Origin of the sequence: Pseudomonas brassicacearum subsp. brassicacearum (genome assembly GCF_008801605.1) — a bacterium.
Classification (GTDB): Bacteria; Pseudomonadota; Gammaproteobacteria; order Pseudomonadales; family Pseudomonadaceae; genus Aquipseudomonas; species Aquipseudomonas brassicacearum.
In genome coordinates this window covers 87246-113012 of record NZ_VZPJ01000005.1, presented here as the reverse complement: position 1 = coordinate 113012, position 25767 = coordinate 87246, and the positions used below count along the sequence as shown (strand labels likewise).

Genomic DNA, 25767 nt, shown 5'->3' with positions numbered 1-25767 from the left:
ATGAGGCCTGTGAGGCCGGTACAAAACAGACTGAAGGAAACGCACATGCAAGACTGGCAACGCTCGGTGATCTATCAGATCTACCCCAAGAGTTTCTACAGCCATGGCGGCCAGGCCACCGGTGATTTGCTGGGGGTGGTGGACAAGCTCGACTACCTGCACTGGCTGGGTGTGGATTACCTGTGGCTGACACCGTTCCTGCGTTCGCCGCAACGGGACAACGGCTACGACATCAGCGACTACTACGCCATCGACCCCAGCTACGGCACCATGGCCGATTGCGAATTATTGATTACCGAAGCGAGCAAGCGCGGTATCAAGCTGATGCTCGACATCGTGGTCAATCACACCTCCATCGAGCATCCCTGGTTCCAGGCCGCCCGCAGCAGCCTCGACAACCCGTACCGCGATTTCTATATCTGGCGGGACCAGCCGAACAACTGGGAATCCAAGTTCGGCGGCTCGGCCTGGGAGTACGAAGCGCAGACCGGCCAGTATTACCTGCACCTGTTCGACCACACCCAGGCCGACCTGAACTGGGACAACCCCCAGGTGCGCGCCGAAGTGTTCAAGATGATGCGTTTCTGGCGGGACAAGGGGGTGGGGGGCTTTCGTCTCGATGTGATCAACCTGATCTCCAAGCCGGCCGACTTCCCTGACGATCATACCGATGGCCGGCGTTTTTATACCGACGGTCCTAACGTGCATCGCTACCTGCAGGAAATGCATCGGGAGGTCTTCGAGGGGTTCGACCTGATCAACGTCGGCGAGATGTCGTCCACCAGTCTCGAACACTGTGTTCGTTATTCGTGTCCGGCGTCCCGTGAACTGTCGATGACGTTCAATTTCCATCACTTGAAGGTGGACTACCCGAACCTGCAAAAGTGGGTGCGGGCCGACTTCGATTTTCTTGAACTCAAACGCATCCTGTCCGACTGGCAAGTCGGCATGCAGGCCGGTGACGGTTGGAATGCGCTGTTCTGGTGTAACCATGACCAGCCGCGGGTGGTGTCGCGGTTCGGTGATGACGGCGAGTACCGCGAGCCTTCGGCGAAGATGCTCGCCACGGCGTTGCACTTTCTCCAGGGCACCCCGTTCGTGTACCAGGGCGAGGAGTTGGGGATGACCAATCCGGGCTTCGAGCACATCGAGCAGTATCGCGATGTGGAAACCCTGAACATCTATCGTCTCAAGCGCAACGCCGGGGTGTCGGAGGCCAACGCCATGGCATCGATCATGCAGAAATCCCGTGACAACGGGCGCACGCCGATGCAATGGAATGCCGGGCCGAACGCAGGTTTCAGCCGGGCCGAACCCTGGATCGGCGTGCCCGCCAACGCCGCGTTCATCAACGTCGAGCAGCAACAGCAAGACCCGACCTCGGTGCTGCATTACTACCGTCAATTGATCGCCCTGCGCCGCAGCGAAGCCTTGATCCAGGACGGCGTCTACCGCCTGCTATTGCCCGAACATCCACATGTGTGGGCGTACCTGCGCGAAGGGCAGGGCGAGCGCCTGTTGGTGGTCAGCCATTTTTATGGAGGCGACTGCGAGGTGGAACTGCCCGAAGGAGTCCTCACCCATGACACGAAACAACGCTGGGTGATCGGCAACTACGAGGCCGGCGAACACCGATACCGACGGCTGCGCTTGCGGCCTTACGAGTCGTTTGTGTTGCACCTGAGCGACTGAATAAAAACTTCCCCTGACCCAGGCAATGCCTGACAGCGAACACGTTGCGCCAGACGCATCGTGGGCCCTTTTTCGTCAGCCAAATGGCGGCCAAGGGGGGAAGTCATGGAGCAAAAAAACAATAAGAAATAATGGAGAGGCGTATGAAAACAATAATAAACCGTGGCCTTGCCGCGTCCTGTATCTGCCTGGCGCTGCCGTTCCCGGTTCAGGCCCTGGAGTTTTCCGGTTATCTGCGCAGCGGCGTCGGCAGCGCGACCAATGGTCGTTCACAATCCTGCTTCCAGTTGCCCGGGGCGCAGACTAAATATCGGTTGGGCAATGAATGCGAGCAGTACGGGGAACTGGAACTGCGCCAGGATCTTTTCACCCTCGACGATGGCTCGGTGTTGAGCGTGGACGGCATGGCGTCGCTGTACAACCGCTATGACCGCACGCCGACTTTCCAGGGTGAAAACGGCTCGGCACGCATGCCGCAGATGTATGCCCAATGGTCGAACATGCCCAGCCTGAACGGCGGGTCGCTGTGGGCCGGTCGGCGTTACTACAAACGTAACGACATCCATATCTCGGATTTCTACTACTGGAACCAGAGTGCTACCGGTGGCGGGATCGAGGACGTGCTGATCGGCGGGTTGAAATACAGCTACGCCTTCTCGCGCAAGGACAACCTGTACCAGAAAGACCCGGTCAACCGGCATGACTTCAACGTCGCCGGTTTCAAGGCCAACCCCGGTGGCGAGTTGGAGTTTGGCCTGAGCTTCATCGACCGGGCGGACCGTCGCGACGCCCATCGCGGCTGGGCCTTGACCGCCCAGCATGTGCAACAGGACTTCCTGGGTGGGAAGAATAAACTGGCCTTGCAATATGGCGAGGGGCCCGGCACCGGGCTGGGTTATACCGGCGACACCGGATTGGACGACAGCAACAAGAGTTATCGTCTGGTGGAGTTTTTCGATTGGCAGGTCACGCCACGTTTCGGCGGGCAGGTGCAAGCGGTGTACCAGAAGGACATCCACCCCGATGGTGCTGACCAGGACTGGCTGTCGTTGGGGGTTCGCCCGGCATACGCCATCACCGATCAGTTCAAGCTGGTGGCTGAACTGGGCCATGACCAGGTTCAGGCCAGCGATGGAACTCGCAAGCTGAGCAAATTCACCTTTGCGCCCACCTGGTCGCCCAAGGGCCCGGAATTCTGGGCTCGCCCGGAAATACGCCTCTACTACACCTACGCCAGTTGGAACGAGGCGGCCAAGCGTGCAGCCAATGAACTGGCAGCCGGTTCGGCGCTGTCGGACACCGGTGTATTTGGCGGTGCGCGACATGGTTCCAACGTGGGCCTGCAGGTCGAATACTGGTGGAAATGACCCGTGTAGCGCGGGTCACTGATCTCTGCGTGCCCGCGATGCCAAAAAGAACAGACAGCAGCAGGTGAAGTCTCATGAACACAACGCAACCTTTGCAATTGCTCGCACCGTTGTCCGGGGTCTTGATGCCCTTGGACAGCGTGCCGGATCCGGTCTTCTCCAGCCGAGTAGTGGGGGATGGCATCTGCATCGATCCGACCTCGCAGACCCTTTACGCACCGCTGTCCGGTGTCATCGGCACGCTTCAGGACAGCGCCCATGCGGTGAGTGTCACCGCTGATAACGGCGTCCAGGTGCTGATGCATATTGGCCTGGACACGGTCAATCTGGCGGGTAAGGGGTTCACCTCGCGGGTGACCATGGGGCAACGGGTCGAGGCCGGCCAGCCGCTGATCGATTTCGATGCCGATTACATCGCCCTGCATGCGCGCAGCCTGTTGACGCTGATGCTGGTGGTCAGCGGCGAACCCTTCAGTCTGCTCGGGGACGGGGCGAGCTGTATCGAGAGTGGTGCTCCGTTGTTGCGTGTGTGCCCAGCGGAACAGGGGCCTGTCGACGAGGCGCAGCAGGGCTCGGTGCTGTTTTCCAAGCCGCTGATCGTGCCCAATGAAAGTGGCCTGCATGCCCGTCCTGCCGCGGTGTTCGCCCAGGCGGCCAAGGGGTTTGATGCCAATATCCAACTGCATAAGCAGCAAGCCGGCGCCAATGCCAAATCACTGGTCGCGATCATGGCGTTGCAGACGGCCAAGGGCGACAGTGTGCAGATCAGCGCCGCCGGCCCTCAGGCCGGACAGGCCATCGAAGCGTTGGAACACTTGCTGTTGTCGGGGTGCGGCGAAACGGTGCAAGCGCCGCTGACGCCGGCGCCGACCGTCACCGACGAGCCATCGATACCTGGCCGGCTGCGGGGTGTCTGTGCGTCGCCCGGTTCGGCGTTTGGTGAAGTGGTCCAGGTCGCCTCCCAGGTGTTGGAGATCGAGGAGGCGGGGGGCGGCATCGAGGTTGAGCAGGCCGCCCTGGATCAAGGGCTGAAGCAGGCAATGCAAGCCTTGAAGGCGCTGCAGGACGAGGCGGCGGGCAGCGTTCAGGCGCAGATTTTTCGCGCCCATCAAGAGTTGCTGGAAGACCCCACCTTGCTGGAGCAGGCCCAAGCCTTGATCACCGAGGGCAAGAGCGCGGCATTCGCCTGGAGGACCGCTACCGAGGCGAGCGCTGCGCTGTTCCAGCAATTGGGCAGCGCTTTGCTGGCCGAGCGCGCAGCGGACCTGGCCGACGTCGGGCAACGGGTGCTCAAGCTGATCCTGGGGGTTCAGGACAACGCCTGGAACCTGCCCGAACGGTCGATCCTGGTGGCCGAGCAACTGACGCCTTCTCAGACCGCCAGCCTCGACACTTCACGCATCGCCGGTTTCGTCACCGTGGGTGGCGGCGCCACTAGCCATGTTGCGATCCTCGCCCGTGCGCTGGGCCTGCCCTCGTTGTGTGGCGTGGCGCACCCCGTGCTGGCCCTGGATAACGGCACCCGGGTGTTGCTGGATGCCGACAATGGCGAACTGCACGTGAACCCGGATCAAGCCCTGGTCGAGCAACTCCAGGCCACTCGTGACCGGCAGCGCCAGCGGCACCAGCGTGACCTCGAACAATCGGCCCAGGCGGCTCGCACCCTTGACGGTCATCGAGTCGAGGTCAGCGCCAATGTCGGGTCGCTGCGGGACGTGGAGCAGGCCATGAGCCTGGGCGGCGAAGGTGTCGGGCTGTTGCGCTCCGAACTGCTTTACCTGGATCGCGCACACCCTCCTGGCCATGACGAGCAAGCGGCCCTGTACAGCGCCGTCGCCCGGACCCTGGGGCCTGAGCGCAATCTGGTGGTACGTACCCTGGATGTGGGCGGGGACAAACCGCTGGCCTATGTGCCGATGGCTCATGAGGCCAATCCCTTCCTCGGCATGCGCGGTATTCGCCTGTGCCTGGAGCGCCCCCAGTTGTTGCGTGAACAGTTCCGGGCCATTCTCGCCTGTTCGGGGCTGGCGCGGCTGCACATCATGCTGCCCATGGTCACGCAACTGGCAGAGCTGCGCCTGGCGCGGCAGATGCTGGGCGAAGAGGTCCGCCACCTGGGACTCAAACAGGCGCCGAAGCTGGGCATCATGATCGAAGTGCCGGCGGCGGCGCTGATGGCTGACCTGTTTGCCCCAGAAGTGGATTTCTTCTCCATCGGCACCAACGACCTGACCCAATACACCCTGGCCATGGACCGTGACCACCCACGCCTGGCCAGCCAGGCCGACAGCCTGCATCCCTCGGTGTTGCGCCTGATCGCCCGTACGGCCGAGGCCGCCCGTGCCCATGGCAAATGGGTCGGTGTGTGTGGTGCGCTGGCCTCGGAACCCCTGGCGGTGCCGGTGCTGCTGGGGCTGGGCGTGGATGAGCTATCGGTCAGTGTGCCGCTGATTCCGGCGATCAAGGCCTGCGTGCGTGAATGGAACCTTAGCGAGTGCCGTACGCTGGCCCAACAGGCCCTGGGCCAGGAAAGCGCCGAGCAGGTGCGTGACCTCCTGCGTACTCATTCATCCACGGCCACCCCGGCCACCCTGGCCATGGAGCATTGAACATGTTCGACAAACTGCAACAGGCATTCTGGAAAGCCCTGACCCCGGACCTGGTGCCGGAAGAGCCCAAGCGACCGGCCTCGGTAGATGGGCTGGCGCCGGCTATCATCGCTGCGTTGGGCGGTGCGGAAAACCTCAAGACCCATCAGCCCGTGGCACTGACGCGGCTGCGGGTGGAACTGCGGGATGTGGCGCGGATCGATCGGATGGGCTTGAGTGCCGCCGGTGTGGCAGGCGTGATGACGCTGGACAACGGTGTGGTGCATCTGATCACTGGTTTGCGAGGCTGAACCGAAGCTGGCACACCGCGAAGACGGTTCTGGGGCTGCTGCGCAGCCCAACGGGGATAAATCCCCTCGCCACGGGGGAACGATCAACGCCCAGGCTCTGCGCAAAGTCGGGTTTTAAATTGTGCTTAAATGCCAACTTCCCCATCGTTGCTCTTGGCTTGTCCACGTTTGTCCGTCGCTCTCTGCAAGTGAATGCGCAAAGCTGTCGGCCGCTCACAACAAGACTGCAAACTTCCATCCCAAGAACACCGTGCCGACAAACTCAGAAACGGTGTCACTGCCCTTATGTTCAAACGCATCCTGTCCGCTCTGAGCGGCAAGAAATCCAGCACGTCGACACCGGTTTCTTCCGCGCACACTGACGCGCCACCGCCCCAGCCGGACGAGAGTGAATTGATCACGGTCTACGACAGCTACGGTCGCGAGATGCAGATCACCCGCAACGAGTGGCGCAACAACGTCTTCCTGCCAAACCTGCGAGAGAAATGGAATTCTGCCGACGAGCTCTACAGCCTGATCATCTCGGGTTTGAATGATGGTTTTGTCGCTGACTTGATCCCGGCCGCGGCACAACTGGTCGAGATCGACAGCAATCCCGAGCGCAGCCATGTCATCCAGGGCATTGTGTTGCTGGAGAACGGCCAACTCGCTGCCGCCGAAAACGCGCTGCGCACGGGGATGGCGAAAGTGGGCGCGACAGGCACCTTGCTGACCAACCTGGCCAAGGTCTTCAGCGACCGAGGCGAGCAGGCGCTTGCCGACGAAACGCTTTGGCACGCGGTTCAAGCCGACCCGAATCAAGAGAATGGCCTGTTGTGGTGGGCGGCCATTCAGCGGGAAAAGGCCGGCGAGGCGGGTTATCTCGAAGCACTGCGTACCGTGGCTGCGTTACCCGGCAGTTGGCGTGCGCCCTTGTGGCTGGCGCGTCATTGCCTGGAACAGAAGGATGTCGAATCGGCACGCGTGTTTTACACGCAGGTGCTGACGGCGGGTACGTTCGACGGCAGCGCGCTGATGATGATCTCGGGCGACTTGGGTAACAACGGCCAGATTCCACTGATCATCGAGTTGGTCGAGCCCGTCTACGATGAGCACAAACACGACCCCATGGCCGGTATCAACTTGCTGCGCGCCTATCAGGAACTTGGCCAAGCGGCCGAAGGCGAGGCGCTGCTCGCCCGCCTGTATGCCCTGGGTTTTGCGCCGATCAAAAGCCAGCTCGACCAGTTTGCCCAAGCCTTCCAGCAAATGCACAAGCAGGACGCCCAAGGCGTGCCGGTGGATCCTGAAAACCTGCAGTTCGCGACGTTGGCATTGAGCCAGCCGATCTGGCACTACGGTTTGCGCAACGCCGATTGGTTCTTCGCGCAGAAACCGGAAGGGGCATCGGAAATCGGTTTCTTCGCGCTGTCCAAAAGCACAGACGGGGCAGTACGCGCCGAATCGCAACGGGAGGATGAACTGGGACGCTTCTCGCGCGCGATTCCTCTATACCTGGCCGAAGCCGTGCACTACTGGAGCGACCATGTAGGCACTTGCTATATCCAAATCGTGGAAGGCGGCGGCCCGGTGCTGTCGGGGTGTGAAGCCGACGGCCAAGCGCTTTTCGATATCGTGCCGCCGACGATGAAGTCCTTCATCACCGGCGAGATCGGCTGTTCGGGTGAGGGTGATCAAGCCCAATGGCAGCTTTCCCTGAGCCTCTGGGACTGCGCGACCCGCACCAGGCAAACTACCGAAAGCGGCAGCGCGGTGAAGGCTGATATCGGTGCGCTGGTACTTGACCTTGAGCAGCGCTTGCTTGCGCGCATTGGCCTGAGTCGCGAGACGCCCGTGGATTCGTTCTACCTGCACCCCACCGCCGAGGTCCTGCCGGTCTACCTGACCGAGCTGGGCCAGGCCTTCATGTTGACGCTGCTGGCGAACGGGCGCATGCCCAAATCCGCGATGTGGGGGGAGCGTGCCATGCTCGACTGGCCGCTCAACATGGCCCTTCATTGGCCCACGGTGGAGGTCGCCAAGCTGATGTACATCTCCGGGTTGGGCAAGGCCCACGATTACCAGTCGGACGTACTCGCCGAATACAAGGAGCGCAGCCTGCAGTGGCTGCGCGAGTTGGAGCAGGCGGGCAACCCTGCATCGCGCTTGGCGCCGTTGATATGGAAGGTGTTCGGTATGCAGGTGGAGCTACAGGCTTACCTGCGCCACTTGCCCGACGATACCAGTGCTGCGCACAAGGCCTGGCTGGAGCGGGTGAGCGAGGCTGGATGATCGACAAGTCGCTCGGGAGGGCCCAGGCGACTGACGGCATGGGGTGGCCGGTGTGCGTTACAGGCGCGTTCTATACTCCTGGCACCCATTGCGGCGACAGCCACGCCGAAACAAGGAGCCAGCCATGAACGACACCCAACGACTCGCCGCCTTGCGTATGGTTTTGATCGTTGTCGGCCTGATCGCCGTCTTCGCGTTCTGGCCGCTGATGAACCTGTGGCCGTCTGGCTGGGCGTGGCACAGCGGCCATTCCCACTATCCGCTGATGATTGTCGGAATCTACGCCACCCTCGGAGTGTTCCTGCTGAAGGCGTCGCGCGATCCGATGAAACACCTGAGCCTGATCTGGTTCACGGTATGGTCGAGCATCGTGCACGGCGCGATCATGGCCGTGCAGTCCTTCGACGTCGAGATGGATGGGACCCGGCATATGGGGCATTTACTCGGCGATGTGCCGGCGCTGTTCATTGCCGCGGTGGCGCTGGCTTTTTTCATGCCACGCGGTAACCCGACGCACTAGCGGCTTCGAGTGGGGCGATGGTGCTCTCTTCCGGATATCGAGCATTTCGGCACAATTGTCGAGCGTTTCGGCACACTGACCATTTGGCGTTCAACCTAGACTCTGGCTTCATTTTCAGCCTCAAACGGAGTCGCGATGAACATCAGATCAATCCTGCCTGCACTTTCCATGGCTGTGGTATTCAGTGGACATGCCGCCGACTTTTCACTGACCAGCCAGGACATTGCTGACAATCGCCCATTGACCCGGCGGGAAGTGTTCCAAGGCTTCGGTTGCGAAGGCGGCAACACCTCCCCGCAGCTTTCCTGGATATACGCCCCCACCGGCACTAAAAGCTACGCGATCACGGTCTACGATCCCGATGCGCCGACGGGTAGCGGTTGGTGGCATTGGACGGTCTTTAACCTGCCCGCTTCTGTCCATAGCCTGCCAAGAGGGGCAGGGCCAAGTTTGCCTGCCGGTGCAGTTCAAGGGCGAACTGACTTTGGTCAATCCGAGTTTGGCGGCGCCTGTCCTCCAGTAGGGGATAAACCCCATCGCTATCAATTCACCGTATGGGCATTGAAAGTCGATAAGCTAGCGCTCGACAACCAGGCCAGCGGGGCGTTGGTAGGGTACATGCTCAATGCCAACGCCTTGGCCAAAGCGACCATTACTTCAACTTACGGACGTTAAACACGATGCACCCTTGTGAGGGCATACAGCACCGGGAGAGCATTATCGATGCGTGTGTCATTCGGGCGCGCCAGCCCCTGACCTTGTCAAGGGTGCCGGTGTTCGTGACGACTTTGTGTCGAGTGCGCCAAGGGGAAAAGCTGTTGCAGTGGGATGGCCGGGAGATGCGCGCCGGGCCGCAACATCTGATACTGATGCCGGCCGGGCGCGAGTTGGGTCTCTCAAACCTGCCCGGTCTCCACGGCCACTACATCGCCGATGCGGTGACCTTTCCCGCCTCGACATTGCGCAGCTTCAGTACCCGTTATAGCCAGCAGATCATGAGCCGTCGCGGTGCACTGAAGAGTGATCTATGCGTTCCCCTGGACAGGCACACGATACAGGCATGGGATCAGTTGCTGACTGCTATCAGGGATGACGCCCCCCAGGTGTTACGCACACATTATGGGGAAGCGGTTCTCCTGGGCCTGTGCCTTGGCGGCCAACTCGGCCCCTTGCTGATGGGGCGCAACGATCCACTTTGCGAACGTGTGCAGCAGTTGGTAATGGGCAGCCCGGAGAGAGACTGGACGGTGGCGGATGTCGCACAGCACCTGAACCTGGGGGAGTCGACGTTGCGTCGCCAGTTGGCGAATGAGGAGGACAGTTTCCGCAATATTCTGGAGGGCGTTCGATTGGCGACCGCGTTGCAATGGCTGCAGACCACTTCTCGGCCGATCGGTGAAATTGCCGGGGCCTGTGGTTACGCCTCGGCCTCACGTTTTGCAGTGCGCTTCCGCTCACGCTATGGGCTGTCGCCACGTGAATTGCGGGACGGGATTTAAGCTTTCCGGAGGTCACCTTTGGAACACAGGGGTGGTACCAACATCAAGCGCCCGAGATGTCGAAACCCTGAAAGTTGAGCTGATAGGGACTGAGAAGACCTGTGGATAATTTCTATAGGTTTTTTCATTTTTACAGCCCTTACCGTTTCTCATCTGCGGGTGTATCGTATTCGCCTTTTGCGGGCCCAACGGTTCGCCGCGGATTCAATAGGTGGTTGCGTTCATGTCCTTTACCCGTCGCCAAATACTCGGTGGCCTGGCCGGTCTTGTTGTCGTTGGCGTGGGTGCGGGAGGTGCGTCACGGTATTGGTTGGGCAAGCGCGCCGATGCCGAGGCCGGTCATGACTATGAATTGATCGCCGCTCCGCTGGACGTCGAGCTGGTGGCCGGGCACAAGACCCAGGCCTGGGCGTTTGGCCCCTCGGCGCCGGGCACCGAGCTGCGGGTGCGCCAGGGCGAATGGTTGCGGGTACGCTTTATCAATCACCTGCCGGTCGCCACCACCATTCATTGGCACGGGATCCGTTTGCCGCTGGAGATGGACGGCGTGCCGTATGTCTCGCAATTGCCGGTGTTGCCGGGCGAGTATTTCGATTACAAGTTCCGTGTGCCAGACGCCGGCAGCTATTGGTATCACCCTCACGTCAACAGCAGCGAAGAGCTTGGGCGGGGGCTGGTGGGACCGTTGATCATCGAAGAGCGTGAGCCCACCGGCTTCAAATACGAGCAGACCCTGAGCCTCAAGAGCTGGCATGTGGACGAGCAGGGCGAGTTCGTCGCGTTCAGCATTCCCCGTGAAGCGGCGCGTGGTGGCACGGCCGGCCGGCTGGCGACCATCAACGGCGTGGCGCAAGCGGTGATTGACCTGCCGGCCGGGCAGATCACCCGGGTGCGCTTGCTCAACCTGGACAACACCCTGACGTATCGCATCAACATCCCAGGCGTAGAAGCGCAGATCTATGCGCTGGACGGCAACCCCATCGAACCGCGCCCGTTGGGCAAGGAATACTGGCTCGGCCCGGGCATGCGCATTTGCCTGGCGATCAAGGCACCGCCAGCCGGTGAAGAGTTGTCGTTGCGCAATGGCCCGGTGCGCCTGGGCACCCTGCGTTCGGTGCCTAACAGTGACGCGCCGAGCCAATGGCCGCCGGCGCTGCCGCCCAACCCGGTGTCGGAGCCGGACCTGGCCAATGCCGAAAAACTCAACTTCAATTTCGAATGGGTCGGCTCGGTGTCGGTCAATGTCGACAATGGCAAGCCGCCGAGCCTGTGGCAGATCAACGGCAAGGCCTGGGACATCACCGACAAGACCTGCGCCGACCGGCCGATCGCCACGCTGAAGAAAGGCCAGAGCTACATTTTCGAATTGAAGAACATGACCCAGTACCAGCACCCGATCCATTTGCACGGCATGAGTTTCAAGGTGATCGCGTCGAACCGGCACAAGGTCGTGCCGTATTTCACCGACACTTACCTGCTGGGCAAGAACGAACGGGCGCAGGTGGCGCTGGTGGCGGATAATCCAGGCGTGTGGATGTTCCACTGCCATGTGATCGACCACATGGAAACCGGCCTGATGGCCGCCATCGAGGTGGCTTGATGCGCCAGATTCGCCCTGCCAGGATCATCGACCGCAGCCGTGACCAGGACTTCATGCGCGAAGCCCTGGCCCTCGCCGCACAAGGCGCAGCCCTGGGCGAAGTGCCGGTGGGCGCAGTGCTGGTGCAGGACGGCGAGATCATCGGGCGCGGCTTCAACTGCCCCATCAGCGGCCACGACCCCAGTGCCCATGCGGAAATGGTCGCCATCCGCGCCGCCGCCCAGGCGGTGAGCAACTATCGCCTGCCCGGCAGCACGCTGTATGTGACGTTGGAGCCATGCAGCATGTGCGCTGGCCTGATCGTCCATTCGCGTATCGCCCGGGTCGTCTACGGCGCCCTGGAGCCCAAGGCCGGCATCGTGCAGAGCCAGGGGCAGTTCTTCAGCCAGGGTTTCCTGAACCATCGGGTGATGTACGAGGGCGGGGTGCTGGCGGAGGAATGCAGCACCGTGCTGAGTGAGTTCTTCAAGGCCCGAAGAGCCAAGCCCTCAGACTGACACCGTCCCTCTGTGGGAGTGAACCTCTGTGGGAGTGAACCTTTGTGGGAGTGAACCTTTGTGGGAGCAAGGCTTGCCCGCGATGAACGATAACGCGGCCTTGCTATAGACCGCGGTGCCTCCATCGCGGGCAAGCCTTGCTCCCACAGGGGTTTTGTGGTGCTTGGGTGATTCAGCTTGGGCGATTTACTTGCGCGCCACGATCACCGCCCGCATCGGCGCCGGCAGCCCTTCGATGGTTTTGCTGTGGTCGGTGGGGTCGAGGAAGTCGCTCAGCGACTGATACTTCATCCACTCGGTACTGCGCTGTTCCTCTACGGTGGTCAGGCTCACGTCCACGCAACGCACATCGCTGAACCCGGCGCGGCGCAGCCAGCGCTCCAGGGCCGGGACCGACGGCAGGAACCACACGTTGCGCATCTGCGCGTAGCGGTCCTCGGGCACCAGCACCTGGTGTTCGTCGCCCTCGATCACCAGGGTTTCCAGCACCAGTTCGCCGCCCTTGACCAGGCAGTCCTTCAAAGCCAGCAGGTGCTCGATCGGCGAGCGCCGGTGGTAGAACACGCCCATGGAGAACACCGTGTCGAAACCTTCCAGCTCCGCTGGCAGGGCCTCGAACGGGAACGGCAGGTGCCAGGCGTTGGGCTGCGACAGGTAGCGCTGCACCGCCTGGAACTGGCAGAAGAACAGCCAGTTGGGGTCGACGCCGATCACCGTGTCAGCTCCGGCGCCGAGCATTCGCCACATGTAATAGCCGTTGCCGCAGCCCACATCGAGGATGCGTTTGCCTTTCAGGTCCAGGTGCGGGGCCACTCGTGACCACTTCCAGTCCGAGCGCCATTCAGTGTCCACGTGCACGCCAAACAGGTCGAAAGGTCCTTTGCGCCATGGCGACAGGCCCATCAACGCGGTACGCATTTGCGCACGGGTTTCGTCGGAACAATCGGTGTCGAGCGTCAGGCAGTTCAGCAGGTCGACCGTGGTGGGTTGCAAGGCCGGTAGCGCATCGAGTGCGCTTTGCCAACGCTCCAGATCGCCATGGCCCTTTTCCATCTTGCTGTCGAGTTGCGTCTGCAGCGTCGCGGCCCAATCGGCCAGGGGCGTGCCGGCCAGATGGCGGGCGAGGGGGGACAGATCAATCATGGCAGGGCAATCAACGAGGCGAAGTTAAGACACTGGAACCACGGCACGACTTTCGAGAACCCGGCCGCCAGCAGGCGTTCGCGGTGTTCTTCGAGGCTGTCGGGCTTCATGACGTTTTCGATGGCGCTGCGTTTCTGGGCAATTTCCAGCTCGCTATAGCCGTTGGCGCGCTTGAACGCCACGTGCAGGTCGGTGAGCAGGGCGTGTTCCTCGGCATCGTTGAAACGCAACTTTTCCGACAGGATCAGGGCGCCACCGGGCAGCAAGGACTGGCGAATGCGGCTCAACAATGCGGTGCGTTGGTCCGGCGCGATGAATTGCAGGGTGAAGTTCAGTGCCACCACCGAGGCCGGCTGGAACGTCAGGGCGAGGATGTCGCCTTCGATCACTTCCACCGGCAGCAGCTCCTGGAACATCGAGTCCTGGCCGTTGAGGTATTCGCGGCAGCGCTCGACCATGGCCGCCGAGTTATCCACAGCGATTACCCGGCAACCGTCGGTGCGCACGTGGCGGCGCAGGGCCTGGGTCACGGCGCCCAGGGACGAGCCCAGGTCGTAGAGCACGCTATTGGGCTGGGCGAATTGCGCGGCGAGCACGCCGAGGTTTTCGACGATGGTCGGGTAGCCCGGCACCGAACGCTTGATCATGTCCGGAAACACCCGCACCACGTCCTCGTTGAAGGCGAAGTCCGGCACTTGGGCCAGGGGTTGGGCGAATAGGCGATCGGGGTCTTTGCTCACGGCGGTTCCAGCGGCATGGGTGGTGAAAAGGCCGGCATTTTAACCAAAAAAACTGTGGGAGCGAGCTTTGTGGGGCAAGCCTTGCTCCCACAGACCTTGCTCCCACATTTATCTTTGCTCAGTGCCGCTTTTGGATAAACGCCGACGCCGTAATCCCCCATTGGCCCAGCCAATAACTGACGATGATCAGGTAAGGCGCGGCATGGAAGGGCTGCACGAACCGGTTGATGCCGATCAGGCTGTCGGAGAACACAAACGCCAGTGCCCCGGCGGCGGCCAGCCAGGCCGAGCGTTTCGGCACGCCGCTGCCCAGCCGCGCCAACGCTCGCCAAAGCATGGCGCTGATGGCCAGGCCGTAGACAATCACCGGCACCAGCAACGGCCCGAGGCCGTTCGAGACCAGAATCCCCAATAGCACCGCGCCGATGCCCAAGGCCAGGGCCAATGGCAGCAGTGCCGGGCGGCGGCAGTCGCTGAGGTAGGCTTTCAGGTAGGCCAGGTGCGCCAGCAGAAACGCGCCGAGGCCGAACACGAACAGATCCCCCGGCCAGGCCAGCAACACATCACCCACCAGCGAAAAAATCAGCCCGAGGCTGATCCAGCGCCGATAGTCACTGGGCGGCGCATCGTGCAGCCAGCCGAGCAGGGCCAGGACCGGCATGGGCTTGACCAGCAGGCACAAGAGTGTGGCGTGCACGCTCAGGCCGTACAGGTAGGTGGCTGCGCCCATCAGTGCAAGGATCAGCCAGCCCACGGTCAATTCACCGAAATGGCGCAGTCAAAGGTTTCCACGGGCGGCACTTCCGGGGCCCAGGGCTGTTGATAAGTCAGGCGCAAGCGCCCGGTGCCGGTACTGAACGCTTGGAAGCGCCAGGTCGAGACACCCGCGGCGCCAACAATGCCGGCGTCTTCAGGATTGCGATAAACCTCCGGACCCAAGCCTTTGAGCACGCCACCGGCCGAATCCTGGATCGCCCAGCGATAACCGGTGGTGGGGTTGCTGGGCAAGCTCAGGATCAGGTTCTGCCCGTTATTGAGCCTTACCGGGCACTGGCTCAGTTTTTCCACGGTCACGTTGTTGCCGGTTTGCGTGGCGCAGGCGCTCAGCAGGGCGAGGCTGAGGGGGACGAGCAGGCGGGTGAGGGACATAAGGGTGGTGGCTCCGGCATTTACGACGAACGGCGAGCATAACCGAAGATGATACTGGGTGTGTCAGCTGGGCATATGTTGTTGCTGATGCCGCCTTCGCGGGCAAGCCTTGCTCCCACAATGGATCTTTGTTGCAGACAAAATCTGTGAGCGACATTTAACCCGGTGGGAGCAAGGCTTGCCCGCGATGGGGCCCGCACAAGCGCTAGAGGAACATCAGAACAACACCTTGGCCACATCCGCAAACCGCTTGGCAAAGTGCACCGTGACGCCTTCCTTGAGGTAGTCCGGCAGTTCTTCGAAGTTGCCCCGGTTGGCTTCCGGCAGGATCAGCTCGTTGATTTTCTGCCGCCGCGCCGCGATGACCTTCTCGCGCACCCCGCCAATCGGCAGGACGTGCCCGGTGAGGGTCAGTTCGCCGGTCATGGCCACGCCTTTTTTCGGCGGCTGGTTGCGGGCCAGGGACAGCAATGCGCTGGCCATGGTCACGCCGGCGCTCGGTCCGTCCTTGGGCGTGGCGCCTTCCGGTACGTGCAGGTGAACGAAGGCCTCGTCAAAGAACTTCGGATCGCCGCCAAATTGCTTCAGGTGCGAACTGACATAGCTGTGGGCGATTTCCGCCGATTCCTTCATCACGTCCCCCAGTTGCCCGGTCAGCTTGAAGCCGCGATTGAGGGTGTGGATGCGCGTCGCCTCGATCGGCAAGGTCGCGCCGCCCATGCTGGTCCAGGCCAGGCCGGTGATCACGCCGATGCCGGACAACACCTGCTCGTTGCGAAATACCGGTTTGCCCAGGGAGGCTTCGAGGTCCTTCGGCCCGAGCTTGATCACGGCCTTGGGGTCGTCGATCAGCTTCATCACCGCCTTGCGCACCAGTTTGCCCAGCTGTTTCTCCAGCTGTCGCACCCCGGCTTCACGGGCATAGCCGTCGATCAGGGCCTTGAGGGCGCTGTCGTTGATACTCAGGCTGCCCTTGGACACGCCAGCCTTGGCCAGTTGCTTGGGCCACAAGTGACGCTTGGCGATGGCGACTTTTTCTTCGGTGATGTAGCCCGACAGGCGGATCACTTCCATCCGGTCCAGCAGCGGGCCGGGGATCGAGTCCAGGGTGTTGGCGGTGCAGACAAAGAGCACTTTCGACAGGTCCAGGCGCAGGTCCAGGTAGTGGTCGAGGAATTCGACGTTCTGCTCCGGGTCGAGGGTCTCCAGCAGGGCCGAGGCCGGGTCGCCCTGGTAGCTCTGGCCCATCTTGTCGATCTCGTCGAGCATGATCACCGGGTTCATCACTTCGACATCTTTCAGCGCCTGCACCAGCTTGCCCGGCTGGGCGCCGATGTAGGTGCGCCGATGGCCCTTGATCTCGGCTTCGTCGCGCATGCCGCCGAGGCTGAAGCGGTAGAACGGCCGCCCCAGGGATTCGGCGATGGATTTGCCGACGCTGGTCTTGCCCACGCCCGGCGGGCCGACCAGCAGTACGATGGAGCCGCTGATCTCGCCTTTGTAGGCGCCGACGGCGAGGAACTCCAGGATGCGGTCCTTGATGTCGTCCAGGCCGGCGTGGTGCTGGTCGAGCACCTTGCGCGCGTGCTTGAGGTCAAGCTTGTCCTGGCCATACACGCCCCACGGCACCGAAGTTGCCCAATCCAGGTAATTGCGGGTGACGGCATATTCCGGCGAACCGGTTTCCAGGATCGAGAGTTTGTTCATTTCCTCTTCGATGCGCTTCTGTGCCTGGGCCGGCAGCACCTTGCCTTCGAGCCGCTGCTCGAACTGTTCGATATCGGCGCTGCGGTCGTCCTTGGTCAGCCCCAGCTCCTGCTGGATGACCTTGAGCTGCTCCTTGAGGAAGAACTCGCGCTGATGTTCGCCGATCTTGTTGTTGACCTCGGCGGAAATCTCTTTCTGCAGCCGCGCCACTTCGACTTCCTTGCGCAGCATCGGCAGGACTTTTTCCATGCGCTTGAGCATGGGCACGCAGTCGAGCACTTCCTGCAGCTCATTGCCGGTAGCGGAGGTGAGCGCAGCGGCAAAGTCGGTCAGTGGCGAAGGGTCGTTGGGGCTGAAGCGGTTGAGGTAGTTCTTCAGCTCTTCGCTGTACAGCGGGTTGAGCGGCAGCAGTTCCTTGATCGCGTTGATCAGCGCCATGCCGTAGGCCTTGACCTCGTCGGTCGGCTCACTCGGCTGGTGTGGATATTCGACTTCCACCAGGTACGGTGGGCGATGGTGCTTGAGCCAGGTGCGGATACGCACGCGGGTCAGGCCCTGGGCGACGAATTGCAGTTTGCCGCCTTCCCGGCTGGCGTGGTGCACCTTCACCAGCGTGCCATACAGCGGCAGTTTCGAGGTGTCGAAATGACGCGGGTCTTCCTGGGGCGAGTCCATGAAGAACAGCGCCAGGGAGTGATGGTCGGACTTGGCCACCAGCTCCAGGGTCTCGGCCCACGGTTCTTCGTTGACGATGACCGGCAACACCTGGGCTGGGAAGAACGGACGATTGTGGATCGGGATGATGTAGACCTTGTCCGGCAAGTTCTGTCCAGGCAGGGCCAGGCCGGTGCCGGAGGAGGTGTGTTCGATGTGTTCGGAGTCAGCGTATTCGTTGGTGGCTTCGGTAGAGTGCTGGTCGCTCATGGGGCACCTGCGCAATGGAGTATGGGTCTTAGATGGGGCAGGTGGGGGGTGGTTTCAATGGCGGGTGATTGTTAGCGGTTATTTCATTGACCGGTTTTGCCCCGTAGGAACTGCCGAGCGAAGCCAGGCTGCGATCTTTCCCCTGACGCTTGAATCTCAAGCGAAAGCTCAAAAGATCGCAGCCTGCAGCCGCGCCTGCGGGTTCGCGTCAGGCAACCCGGTTCAAGTCGTTATGACGCGTTTCCTTCAAGCACAGCACGGCGATCACGCTGAGCAGCGCGGCCGCTGAAACGTAGCCCCCGACATAACTCAAACCACCCATTGCCACCAGTTTCTGGGCGAAGAACGGCGCGGCCGAGGCGCCGACGATGCCGCCCAGGTTGTAGGCCGCCGAGGCGCCGGTGTAGCGCACGTGGGTGGGAAACAGTTCCGGCAGCAAGGCGCCCATGGGGGCGAAGGTCACGCCCATCAGGAACAGCTCGATGCACAGGAACAGCGCCACGCCGCCGGTCGAGCCGTGAGTCAGCAAGGGTTCCATGAGGAAACCCGAGGCAATCGCCAACACGCCGCCGACGATCAGCACCGGTTTGCGCCCGTAGCGGTCGCTGGCCCAGGCCGACAGGGGCGTAGCGGCGGCCATGAACAGCACGGCAAAGCACAGCAGGCCCAGGAAGGTCTCGCGGCTGTAGCCGAGGGTGGACACGCCGTAGCTCAGGGAAAACACCGTCGAGATATAGAACAGCGCGTAACACACCACCATCGCCGCCGCGCCCAGCAAGGTTGGCGCCCAGTACTGGCTGAACAGCTCGACCAACGGCACTTTCACCCGCTCCTGGCGGGCCATGGCATTGGCGAACACCGGGGTTTCATGGAGCTTGAGTCGAACATAGAGGCCGACGATCACCAGTACTGCACTGAGCAGGAACGGAATCCGCCAACCCCAGGCGCGAAATTGCTCATCGTCCAGGCTCATGGCCAGGGTCAGGAACAGCCCGTTGGCCGCCAGGAAGCCGATGGAGGGCCCCAGTTGGGGGAACATGCCGAACCAGGCGCGCTTGCCCTTGGGCGCGTTCTCGGTGGCGAGCAGCGCCGCGCCGCCCCATTCACCGCCCAACCCCAGGCCCTGGCCGAAACGCAGCACGCACAGCAGGATCGGCGCCCAGGCGCCAATGCTGGCGTAGCCGGGCAGCACGCCGATGAGGGTGGTGCACACGCCCATCAGCAGCAGGGACGCCACCAGCGTCGACTTGCGCCCGATCCGGTCGCCGAAATGGCCGAACAGCGCAGAGCCCAGCGGGCGGGCAAGGAAGGCGATGCCGAACGTCAGGAAGGACGACAGCATCTGTGCCGTGCCTGAGGTTTGCGGGAAGAACACCGGCCCGATCACCAGGGCCGCAGCCGTGGCGTAGACGTAGAAATCGTAGAACTCGATGGCGGTGCCGATGAAACTCGCGGTGGCCACGCGTGTGGTCGAGTTTGTCGGCTGGGCAGACACAGCCTCGTTGCAGGTAGCGGTCGTCATGCGGTTATCCCTGACAGTCATGTGCTCCATTGGAGCGAATTATTATGGTCGAACACCCAGGGATATGGGCGGGTATCCTTTCGCTGTTTCGGGTAGGAACAGTCGCAGGACTGATGCGGATTTTGCCGATGAACCGGCTGGGTGCGGGTAAGCACGAGGTTCGGGCGGGGCTGGGTAAGCGGATTGAGTATAGGAAGGAGGCTAACGATTCAACAAGTGAGCTGGCCCACAATATTGAAGCGTGCGCTGGGCTTTTTGTGGCGAGGGGATAAATCCCCTCGGCACAACTGTGTTTTACCTTGAGCCTGGGGGGATTCAGGAAGCCGTGGGCACCGAACTGTTATGCCACGCCAGCACCTGGCTGACACGGTTGTCCACGGTCTCGATGATTTCCAGTCGATAACGACCGATCTTCAGGCACACCGGGCTTTCGGGGATGGTTTCCAGGGCTTCGGTCACCAGCCCGTTGAGGGTCTTGGGGCCGTCGCAAGGCAGATGCCAGCCAAGGGTCCTGTTCAATTCGCGGATCGACGCCGCGCCATCGATCATCAGGCGACCATCGGGCTGGGGGTGCACGTGGGGGTTGTCGAGGCTGTGCTCGCTTTCGAATTCGCCGACGATTTCTTCGAGGATGTCTTCCAGGGTGACGATACCCAGCACTTCGCCGTATTCGTCCACCACCATGCCCAGGCGCCGCTGCTGCTTGTGGAAATTCAGCAATTGCAGTTGCAGTGGCGTGCTTTCAGGGACGAAGTAGGGCTCGTGGGAGGCGGCCAGTAGCGCTTCCTGGGTCAGGCTCGCATCCGCCAGCAAATGACGGATCTGGCGCGTGTTGAGCACCGCTTCGACCTGGTTGATGTCGCTGTGGAACACCGGCAGGCGGGTGCGACGGTTCAGGCGCAGCTGTTCGATGATCTCGCCGATGGGGTCGTCGAGGTTGATTCCGTCGACCTCGCTGCGGGGCACGAGGATATCGTTGACGGTGATGTTGTCCAGGGCGTGGATGCCGGAAATCGGATGCAGTCGGCTGCTGCCGTGCTCAGGTTCGTGCTCGCTGCGCGGTGGCGCGGGCATTTCGTCGTCGCTCTGTTGCACCATGCTGGCTTTGCGCGCAAAGGGGCGCAGCAACAATTGGCTGGCACCATTCAACAGCCAGGCAAACGGATAGAGGATCTTCAACGGTATGCCAAGCAAGGCGTTGCCCAGCGCCAGCACCGCTTCGGGCTGGCGGGTGGCCAAGGTGCGCGGCAGGTAGTCGGCAAATACCAGCAGGGCGGCGCTGGTGCCGAGCCAGGCTACCCAAGGGCCGTTTTCCAGCCAGGTAAAAATCGCCAGCAAGGTGCCGATGACCACGGCCAGGGTGCGACAGAGGGTATTGCACAGGATCAGGCTGGCCAGCGGGAATGTCAGCGTTGCCAGCGGTTTGTCACTGGCGCGCGAGGCCGTGCGCTGGGCCAGCAGGTGCTGCTGGGCGGCTTCGATGGCGGTGAACAGGGCCGACCAGAGGATCAGCACCACGAGCACGGCAAACAGCGGCGCCACGGGCAACGTATCCATCAGGGCCGTCCGTCACACATGCAGGATGTATTCGCGAACCAGCTTGCTGCCGAAGTACGCGAGCATCAGCAGGCAGAAACCAGCCAGGGTCCAGCGAATCGCCTTGTGGCCGCGCCAGCCGAGGCGGTTGCGGCCCCACAGCAGCACGCTGAAGACTATCCAGGCCAGGCAGGCCAGCAGGGTCTTGTGTACCAGGTGCTGGGCGAACAGGTTCTCGACGAACAGCCAGCCGGAGATCAGCGACAGCGACAGCAGGCTCCAGCCGGCCCAGAGGAAGCCGAACAGCAGGCTTTCCATGGTTTGCAATGGCGGGAAATTGCGGATCAGTCCGGACGGGTGCTTGTTTTTGAGCTGGTGGTCCTGCACCAGCAGCAGCAAGGCCTGGAACACCGCGATGGTGAACAGGCCATAGGCAAGGATCGACAGCAGGATATGGGCAAGGATGCCCGGCTCTTCGTCGATGATCTGCACCGTGCCCGACGGCGCGAACTGCGCCAGCAGCACCGTGGCCAGCCCCAGCGGGAACAGTAGCACCAGCAGGTTTTCCACCGGGATGCGCGAGCAGGCCAGCAGCGTCAGGGCGATCACGGCGACGGCGATCAGGCTGGCGGCGTTGAAAAAGTCCAGGCCCAGGCCGATCGGCGTCATCAGGTGGGTATAAAGGCTGGCCGCGTGGCCGAGCACCGCCAGCACGCCAAGCGTGACCAGCAGGCGTTTGTTCGCCTTGGCGCCGGTGGCCAGACGGGTGCCTTGATAGAGGGTCGCAGCGGCATAAAGGCAGGCGGCGGCGAGCGTGGCAAGCAAGCTGGGTGACAAGGGGAGCATAAATCCTGTTAGGCAAGCCCGAAAGGCGCTGAGTTTGGCATAGAACCCCCTCCGCACGAAAGACCACAGCAACTGACAGTAAGGTGTACGTAGCCCGCTTCTTCGCTATAATCCGCGACCTGCCCACGCCGCAGGCTCGCCGAGCACATTTTTCACGGTCTGGGCCGCCATTATCCCGGTCTCATCTGGGCCTGAAAGGATCGCGCATGTTTGAAAACCTAACCGACCGTCTCTCGCAGACGCTGCGCCATGTCACCGGCAAGGCGAAACTGACCGAGGACAACATCAAAGACACCCTGCGCGAAGTGCGCATGGCGTTGCTCGAAGCCGACGTCGCCCTGCCGGTGGTCAAGGACTTCGTCAATTCGGTCAAGGAACGCGCCGTCGGCACCGAAGTGTCGCGCAGCCTGACACCGGGCCAGGCGTTCGTGAAGATCGTCCAGGCCGAACTCGAAAGCCTGATGGGCGCCGCCAACGAAGACCTGAACCTGAGCGCCGTACCGCCAGCGGTGGTGCTGATGGCTGGTCTGCAGGGCGCGGGCAAGACCACGACAGCCGGCAAGCTGGCGCGCTTCCTTAAAGAGCGCAAGAAGAAGTCGGTGATGGTGGTGTCGGCGGACATCTACCGTCCGGCGGCGATCAAGCAACTGGAAACCCTGGCCAACGACATCGGCGTGACGTTCTTCCCGTCCGACCTGAGCCAGAAGCCGGTGGACATCGCCCAGGCGGCTATTAAAGAAGCAAAACTGAAATTCATCGACGTGGTCATCGTCGATACCGCCGGTCGCCTGCACATCGATGAAGAAATGATGGGCGAGATCAAGGCGCTGCATGCCGCGATCAACCCGGTGGAAACCCTGTTCGTGGTCGATGCCATGACCGGCCAGGACGCGGCCAACACCGCCAAGGCGTTCGGTGATGCACTGCCGTTGACCGGCGTGATCCTGACCAAGGTCGACGGTGACGCCCGTGGCGGTGCCGCGCTGTCGGTACGCGCCATCACCGGCAAGCCGATCAAGTTCATCGGTATGGGCGAGAAGAGCGAAGCGCTCGAGCCGTTCCACCCCGAGCGTATCGCTTCGCGCATCCTCGGCATGGGGGACGTGCTCAGCCTGATCGAGCAGGCCGAACAGACCCTCGACAAGGACAAGGCCGACAAACTGGCCAAGAAGCTGAAGAAGGGCAAGGGCTTCGACCTCGAAGACTTCCGCGACCAGCTGCAACAAATGAAGAACATGGGCGGCCTTGGCGGCCTCATGGACAAACTGCCGAACATCGGTGGCGTGAACCTGGCGCAGATGGGCAATGCCCAGGGTGCGGCTGAAAAGCAGTTCAAGCAGATGGAAGCCATCATCAACTCCATGACCCCGGCCGAGCGCCGCGACCCTGAGCTGATCAGCGGTTCGCGCAAACGCCGTATCGCCATGGGTTCCGGCACCCAGGTGCAGGACATCGGTCGCTTGATCAAGCAGCACAAGCAGATGCAGAAGATGATGAAGAAATTCTCCGCCAAGGGCGGAATGGCCAAGATGATGCGCGGCATGGGCGGTATGTTGCCCGGCGGCGGCATGCCGAAAATGTAAAGAATCTGCGCCGGCTGTCATGTCGGCGTTGCCCCGCACGGATGCGGGGATCTCCAGCAAACCCGCGCTACGCGGGAGCTGACTTGCCGTTTTTCATGACGGCTCTATGGCAAATCTTGATCGCATGGCGCCAGGCGCCGGAAAAAGACATTTGCAAAAGTCCGGATATTCCTTAGAATATGCGGCCTTTCGGGCACCTATGCCCGCTGTGCATTTAGATTTGCAGCACCGACTACAGGAACGATGTTCACATGCTAACAATCCGTCTTGCCCTTGGCGGCTCCAAAAAGCGCCCGTTTTACCACCTGACCGTAACCGACAGCCGCAACCCGCGTGACGGTTCCCACAAGGAACAGGTTGGTTTCTTCAACCCTGTTGCCCGTGGTCAGGAAGTACGTCTGTCCGTGAACCAAGAGCGCGTAGCCTACTGGCTGAGCGTTGGTGCACAACCTTCTGAGCGCGTTGCTCAGTTGTTGAAGGAATCGGCTAAGGCTGCGGCCTGAGCAATATGAACGCGACGCCAAAAGATGCTGATGATTTGATCGTTGTCGGCAAGATCTACTCTGTACATGGCGTTCGCGGCGAAGTGAAGGTGTATTCCTTTACTGATCCGATCAAGAACCTGTTGGACTACAAAACCTGGACGCTCAAGCGCGAAGGTAGCGTGAAACAGGTGGAGCTGGTCAGCGGACGCGGGAACGACAAGTTCCTGGTCGCGAAGCTCAAGGATCTCGATGATCGTGAAGAAGCGCGTCTTCTGGCCGGTTATGAGATCTGCGTGCCGCGCAACCTGTTCCCTGAACTGACCGACGGCGAGTACTACTGGTACCAGCTGGTGGGTCTGAAGGTCATCGACCACCTCGGGCAATTGCTCGGGAAAATCGATCACCTGCTCGAGACCGGTTCGAACGATGTCATGGTGGTCAAGCCTTGCGTCGGCAGCCTGGATGATCGCGAACGCCTGTTGCCCTATACCGAGCAATGCGTGTTGGCCGTCGACCTTGCCGCAGGCGAGATGAAGGTGGAATGGGATGCGGATTTCTAAACGTGGCTAACTTGCGCGTTGAAGTCATCACATTGTTTCCCGAGATGTTTTCCGCCATCAGCGAGTACGGCATAACCAGCCGCGCGGTGAAACAGGAGCTGTTGCAGCTCACCTGTTGGAATCCGCGGGACTACACCACGGATCGACATCACACTGTGGACGATCGCCCGTTTGGCGGTGGTCCGGGCATGGTGATGAAGATCAAGCCCCTGGAAGATGCGCTGGTTCAGGCCAGGACGGCAGCCGGGGAGGGTGCGAAGGTGATCTACCTGTCGCCCCAAGGCCGCCAACTGACTCAGTCGGCGGTACGCGAGCTGGCGAATTCGGATGCATTGATCCTGATTGCCGGCCGTTATGAAGGCATTGACGAGCGTTTCATTGAAGCTCATGTCGATGAAGAGTGGTCGATTGGCGACTATGTACTGTCTGGCGGCGAGCTGCCGGCGATGGTCCTGATCGATGCGGTTACACGACTGCTGCCTGGAGCTTTAGGGCATGCAGATTCCGCTGAGGAAGATTCCTTTACGGATGGTCTGCTGGATTGCCCGCACTACACCCGACCGGAGGTGTATGCGGATCAGCGTGTTCCCGACGTGTTGCTAAGTGGCAACCACGCGCACATCCGGCGTTGGCGTTTACAGCAGTCCCTTGGTCGGACCTATGAACGACGCGCCGATCTTCTGGAAAGCCGCTCGCTTTCTGGAGAAGAGAAGAAGCTGCTCGAGGAATACATCCGCGAGCGGGACGATAGTTAACAACGTATCGATGGTGAGTCCGACGACTTGCCTTAGGAGCACAGCATGACTAACAAAATCATCCTTGCACTCGAAGCAGAGCAGATGACCAAAGAAATCCCTACCTTTGCCCCAGGCGACACCATTGTCGTTCAGGTGAAAGTGAAGGAAGGCGACCGTTCCCGTCTGCAAGCGTTCGAAGGCGTCGTTATCGCCAAGCGTAACCGTGGCGTGAACAGTGCATTCACCGTTCGTAAAATCTCCAACGGTGTTGGCGTAGAGCGTACTTTCCAGACCTACAGCCCGCAAATCGACAGCATGGCTGTCAAGCGTCGCGGTGACGTACGTAAAGCCAAGCTGTACTACCTGCGTGACCTGTCGGGTAAAGCAGCTCGCATCAAGGAAAAACTGGCTTAAGTCCAGCTTCCGATGCAAAAAAAGCAGCCTGCGGGCTGCTTTTTTGTTGCCTGCGATTTGCTCTTTGAGCACCCTG

The 25767-nt window shown here is 61.4% G+C and carries 23 protein-coding genes; 15 read left to right on the top strand and 8 right to left on the bottom strand.

All coding sequences use genetic code 11. The annotated features are described in order from the left end of the window. Nucleotides 1–45: 45 nt before the first annotated feature. The 10 genes from treC to tadA all read left to right on the top strand — a co-directional run bounded on the left by treC (nucleotide 46) and on the right by tadA (nucleotide 12345). Entirely contained in the window at nucleotides 46–1692 is a 1647-nt protein-coding gene (gene treC, locus F7R20_RS13750) for an alpha,alpha-phosphotrehalase (RefSeq protein WP_003198052.1), read from the top strand. Between the two features lie 143 nt (nucleotides 1693–1835). Further along, nucleotides 1836–3059 (top strand): maltoporin, encoded by a 1224-nt coding sequence (locus F7R20_RS13745; RefSeq protein ID WP_003198053.1) that lies wholly within the window; start codon nucleotides 1836–1838, stop codon nucleotides 3057–3059. Between the two features lie 74 nt (nucleotides 3060–3133). Beyond that, nucleotides 3134–5668, top strand: a complete 2535-nt coding sequence (gene ptsP / locus F7R20_RS13740; protein WP_003198055.1) for a phosphoenolpyruvate--protein phosphotransferase — start codon at nucleotides 3134–3136, stop codon at nucleotides 5666–5668. 2 nt (nucleotides 5669–5670) lie between these two features. Continuing rightward, nucleotides 5671–5958: a PTS transporter subunit EIIB gene (locus F7R20_RS13735; protein ID WP_003198057.1), complete on the top strand. Its 288-nt coding sequence runs from the start codon at nucleotides 5671–5673 to the stop codon at nucleotides 5956–5958. A 285-nt stretch (nucleotides 5959–6243) separates the two neighbouring features. Beyond that, entirely contained in the window at nucleotides 6244–8229 is a 1986-nt protein-coding gene (locus F7R20_RS13730; protein ID WP_003198059.1) for a tetratricopeptide repeat protein, read from the top strand. Between the two features lie 124 nt (nucleotides 8230–8353). Beyond that, nucleotides 8354–8749 carry a DUF6632 domain-containing protein gene (locus tag F7R20_RS13725; RefSeq protein WP_003198061.1) on the top strand — a complete coding sequence of 132 codons (396 nt, stop codon included), beginning with the start codon at nucleotides 8354–8356 and terminating at the stop codon, nucleotides 8747–8749. Between the two features lie 135 nt (nucleotides 8750–8884). Beyond that, a complete protein-coding gene (locus F7R20_RS13720; protein WP_003198062.1) occupies nucleotides 8885–9424 on the top strand; it encodes a kinase inhibitor in 540 nt (179 codons plus the stop codon). 5 nt (nucleotides 9425–9429) lie between these two features. Beyond that, nucleotides 9430–10248 (top strand): helix-turn-helix transcriptional regulator, encoded by an 819-nt coding sequence (locus F7R20_RS13715; protein WP_003198065.1) that lies wholly within the window; start codon nucleotides 9430–9432, stop codon nucleotides 10246–10248. Between the two features lie 223 nt (nucleotides 10249–10471). Further along, nucleotides 10472–11848 carry a multicopper oxidase family protein gene (locus tag F7R20_RS13710; protein WP_003198067.1) on the top strand — a complete coding sequence of 459 codons (1377 nt, stop codon included), beginning with the start codon at nucleotides 10472–10474 and terminating at the stop codon, nucleotides 11846–11848. Beyond that, on the top strand, nucleotides 11848–12345 hold the full coding sequence (gene tadA / locus F7R20_RS13705; protein WP_003198069.1) for a tRNA adenosine(34) deaminase TadA: 498 nt from the start codon (nucleotides 11848–11850) through the stop codon (nucleotides 12343–12345). The genes F7R20_RS13710 and tadA overlap by 1 nt, the downstream gene beginning before the upstream one ends. Before the next feature lie 186 nt (nucleotides 12346–12531). Here tadA and cmoB read toward each other — a convergent pair whose 3' ends face one another. From cmoB to F7R20_RS13660, 8 genes are all read right to left on the bottom strand, one after another. Then, nucleotides 12532–13488, bottom strand: coding sequence for a tRNA 5-methoxyuridine(34)/uridine 5-oxyacetic acid(34) synthase CmoB (gene cmoB, locus F7R20_RS13700; RefSeq protein WP_003198070.1), 957 nt, complete (start codon nucleotides 13486–13488; stop codon nucleotides 12532–12534). Then, nucleotides 13485–14228: a carboxy-S-adenosyl-L-methionine synthase CmoA gene (gene cmoA, locus F7R20_RS13695; RefSeq protein ID WP_003198073.1), complete on the bottom strand. Its 744-nt coding sequence runs from the start codon at nucleotides 14226–14228 to the stop codon at nucleotides 13485–13487. Before cmoA ends, cmoB begins: the two co-directional genes overlap by 4 nt. A 118-nt stretch (nucleotides 14229–14346) precedes the next feature. After that, the gene (locus F7R20_RS13690) at nucleotides 14347–14982 is read right to left on the bottom strand and encodes a lysoplasmalogenase (protein WP_003198074.1); all 636 of its coding nucleotides are present in this window, start codon (nucleotides 14980–14982) and stop codon (nucleotides 14347–14349) included. A gap of 2 nt (nucleotides 14983–14984) precedes the next feature. Beyond that, nucleotides 14985–15377 (bottom strand): protease inhibitor I42 family protein, encoded by a 393-nt coding sequence (locus F7R20_RS13685; protein ID WP_003198077.1) that lies wholly within the window; start codon nucleotides 15375–15377, stop codon nucleotides 14985–14987. Between the two features lie 216 nt (nucleotides 15378–15593). Continuing rightward, nucleotides 15594–18008 carry an endopeptidase La gene (gene lon / locus F7R20_RS13680; protein WP_003198079.1) on the bottom strand — a complete coding sequence of 805 codons (2415 nt, stop codon included), beginning with the start codon at nucleotides 18006–18008 and terminating at the stop codon, nucleotides 15594–15596. Nucleotides 18009–18216: 208 nt separating this feature from the next. Next, nucleotides 18217–19530, bottom strand: coding sequence for an MFS transporter (locus F7R20_RS13675; protein WP_003198081.1), 1314 nt, complete (start codon nucleotides 19528–19530; stop codon nucleotides 18217–18219). 315 nt (nucleotides 19531–19845) lie between these two features. Continuing rightward, complete coding sequence (locus tag F7R20_RS13665) at nucleotides 19846–21087, bottom strand: HlyC/CorC family transporter (RefSeq protein ID WP_003198082.1); 1242 nt, start codon at nucleotides 21085–21087, stop codon at nucleotides 19846–19848. 12 nt (nucleotides 21088–21099) lie between these two features. After that, on the bottom strand, nucleotides 21100–21912 hold the full coding sequence (locus F7R20_RS13660; RefSeq protein ID WP_003198083.1) for a cytochrome C assembly family protein: 813 nt from the start codon (nucleotides 21910–21912) through the stop codon (nucleotides 21100–21102). Between the two features lie 206 nt (nucleotides 21913–22118). On the opposite strand from F7R20_RS13660, the gene ffh reads away from it, so the two are divergent. The 5 genes from ffh (at nucleotide 22119) to rplS (ending at nucleotide 25691) form a co-directional block, all read left to right on the top strand. Then, entirely contained in the window at nucleotides 22119–23495 is a 1377-nt protein-coding gene (gene ffh / locus F7R20_RS13655) for a signal recognition particle protein (RefSeq protein WP_003198085.1), read from the top strand. Between the two features lie 251 nt (nucleotides 23496–23746). Beyond that, entirely contained in the window at nucleotides 23747–23998 is a 252-nt protein-coding gene (rpsP, locus tag F7R20_RS13650) for a 30S ribosomal protein S16 (RefSeq protein ID WP_003198088.1), read from the top strand. A 5-nt stretch (nucleotides 23999–24003) separates the two neighbouring features. Further along, entirely contained in the window at nucleotides 24004–24540 is a 537-nt protein-coding gene (gene rimM / locus F7R20_RS13645; protein WP_003198090.1) for a ribosome maturation factor RimM, read from the top strand. Then, the gene (gene trmD / locus F7R20_RS13640) at nucleotides 24522–25295 is read left to right on the top strand and encodes a tRNA (guanosine(37)-N1)-methyltransferase TrmD (protein WP_170845966.1); all 774 of its coding nucleotides are present in this window, start codon (nucleotides 24522–24524) and stop codon (nucleotides 25293–25295) included. Before rimM ends, trmD begins: the two co-directional genes overlap by 19 nt. Before the next feature lie 45 nt (nucleotides 25296–25340). Then, nucleotides 25341–25691 carry a 50S ribosomal protein L19 gene (rplS, locus tag F7R20_RS13635; protein WP_003175895.1) on the top strand — a complete coding sequence of 117 codons (351 nt, stop codon included), beginning with the start codon at nucleotides 25341–25343 and terminating at the stop codon, nucleotides 25689–25691. Nucleotides 25692–25767: the final 76 nt, after the last annotated feature.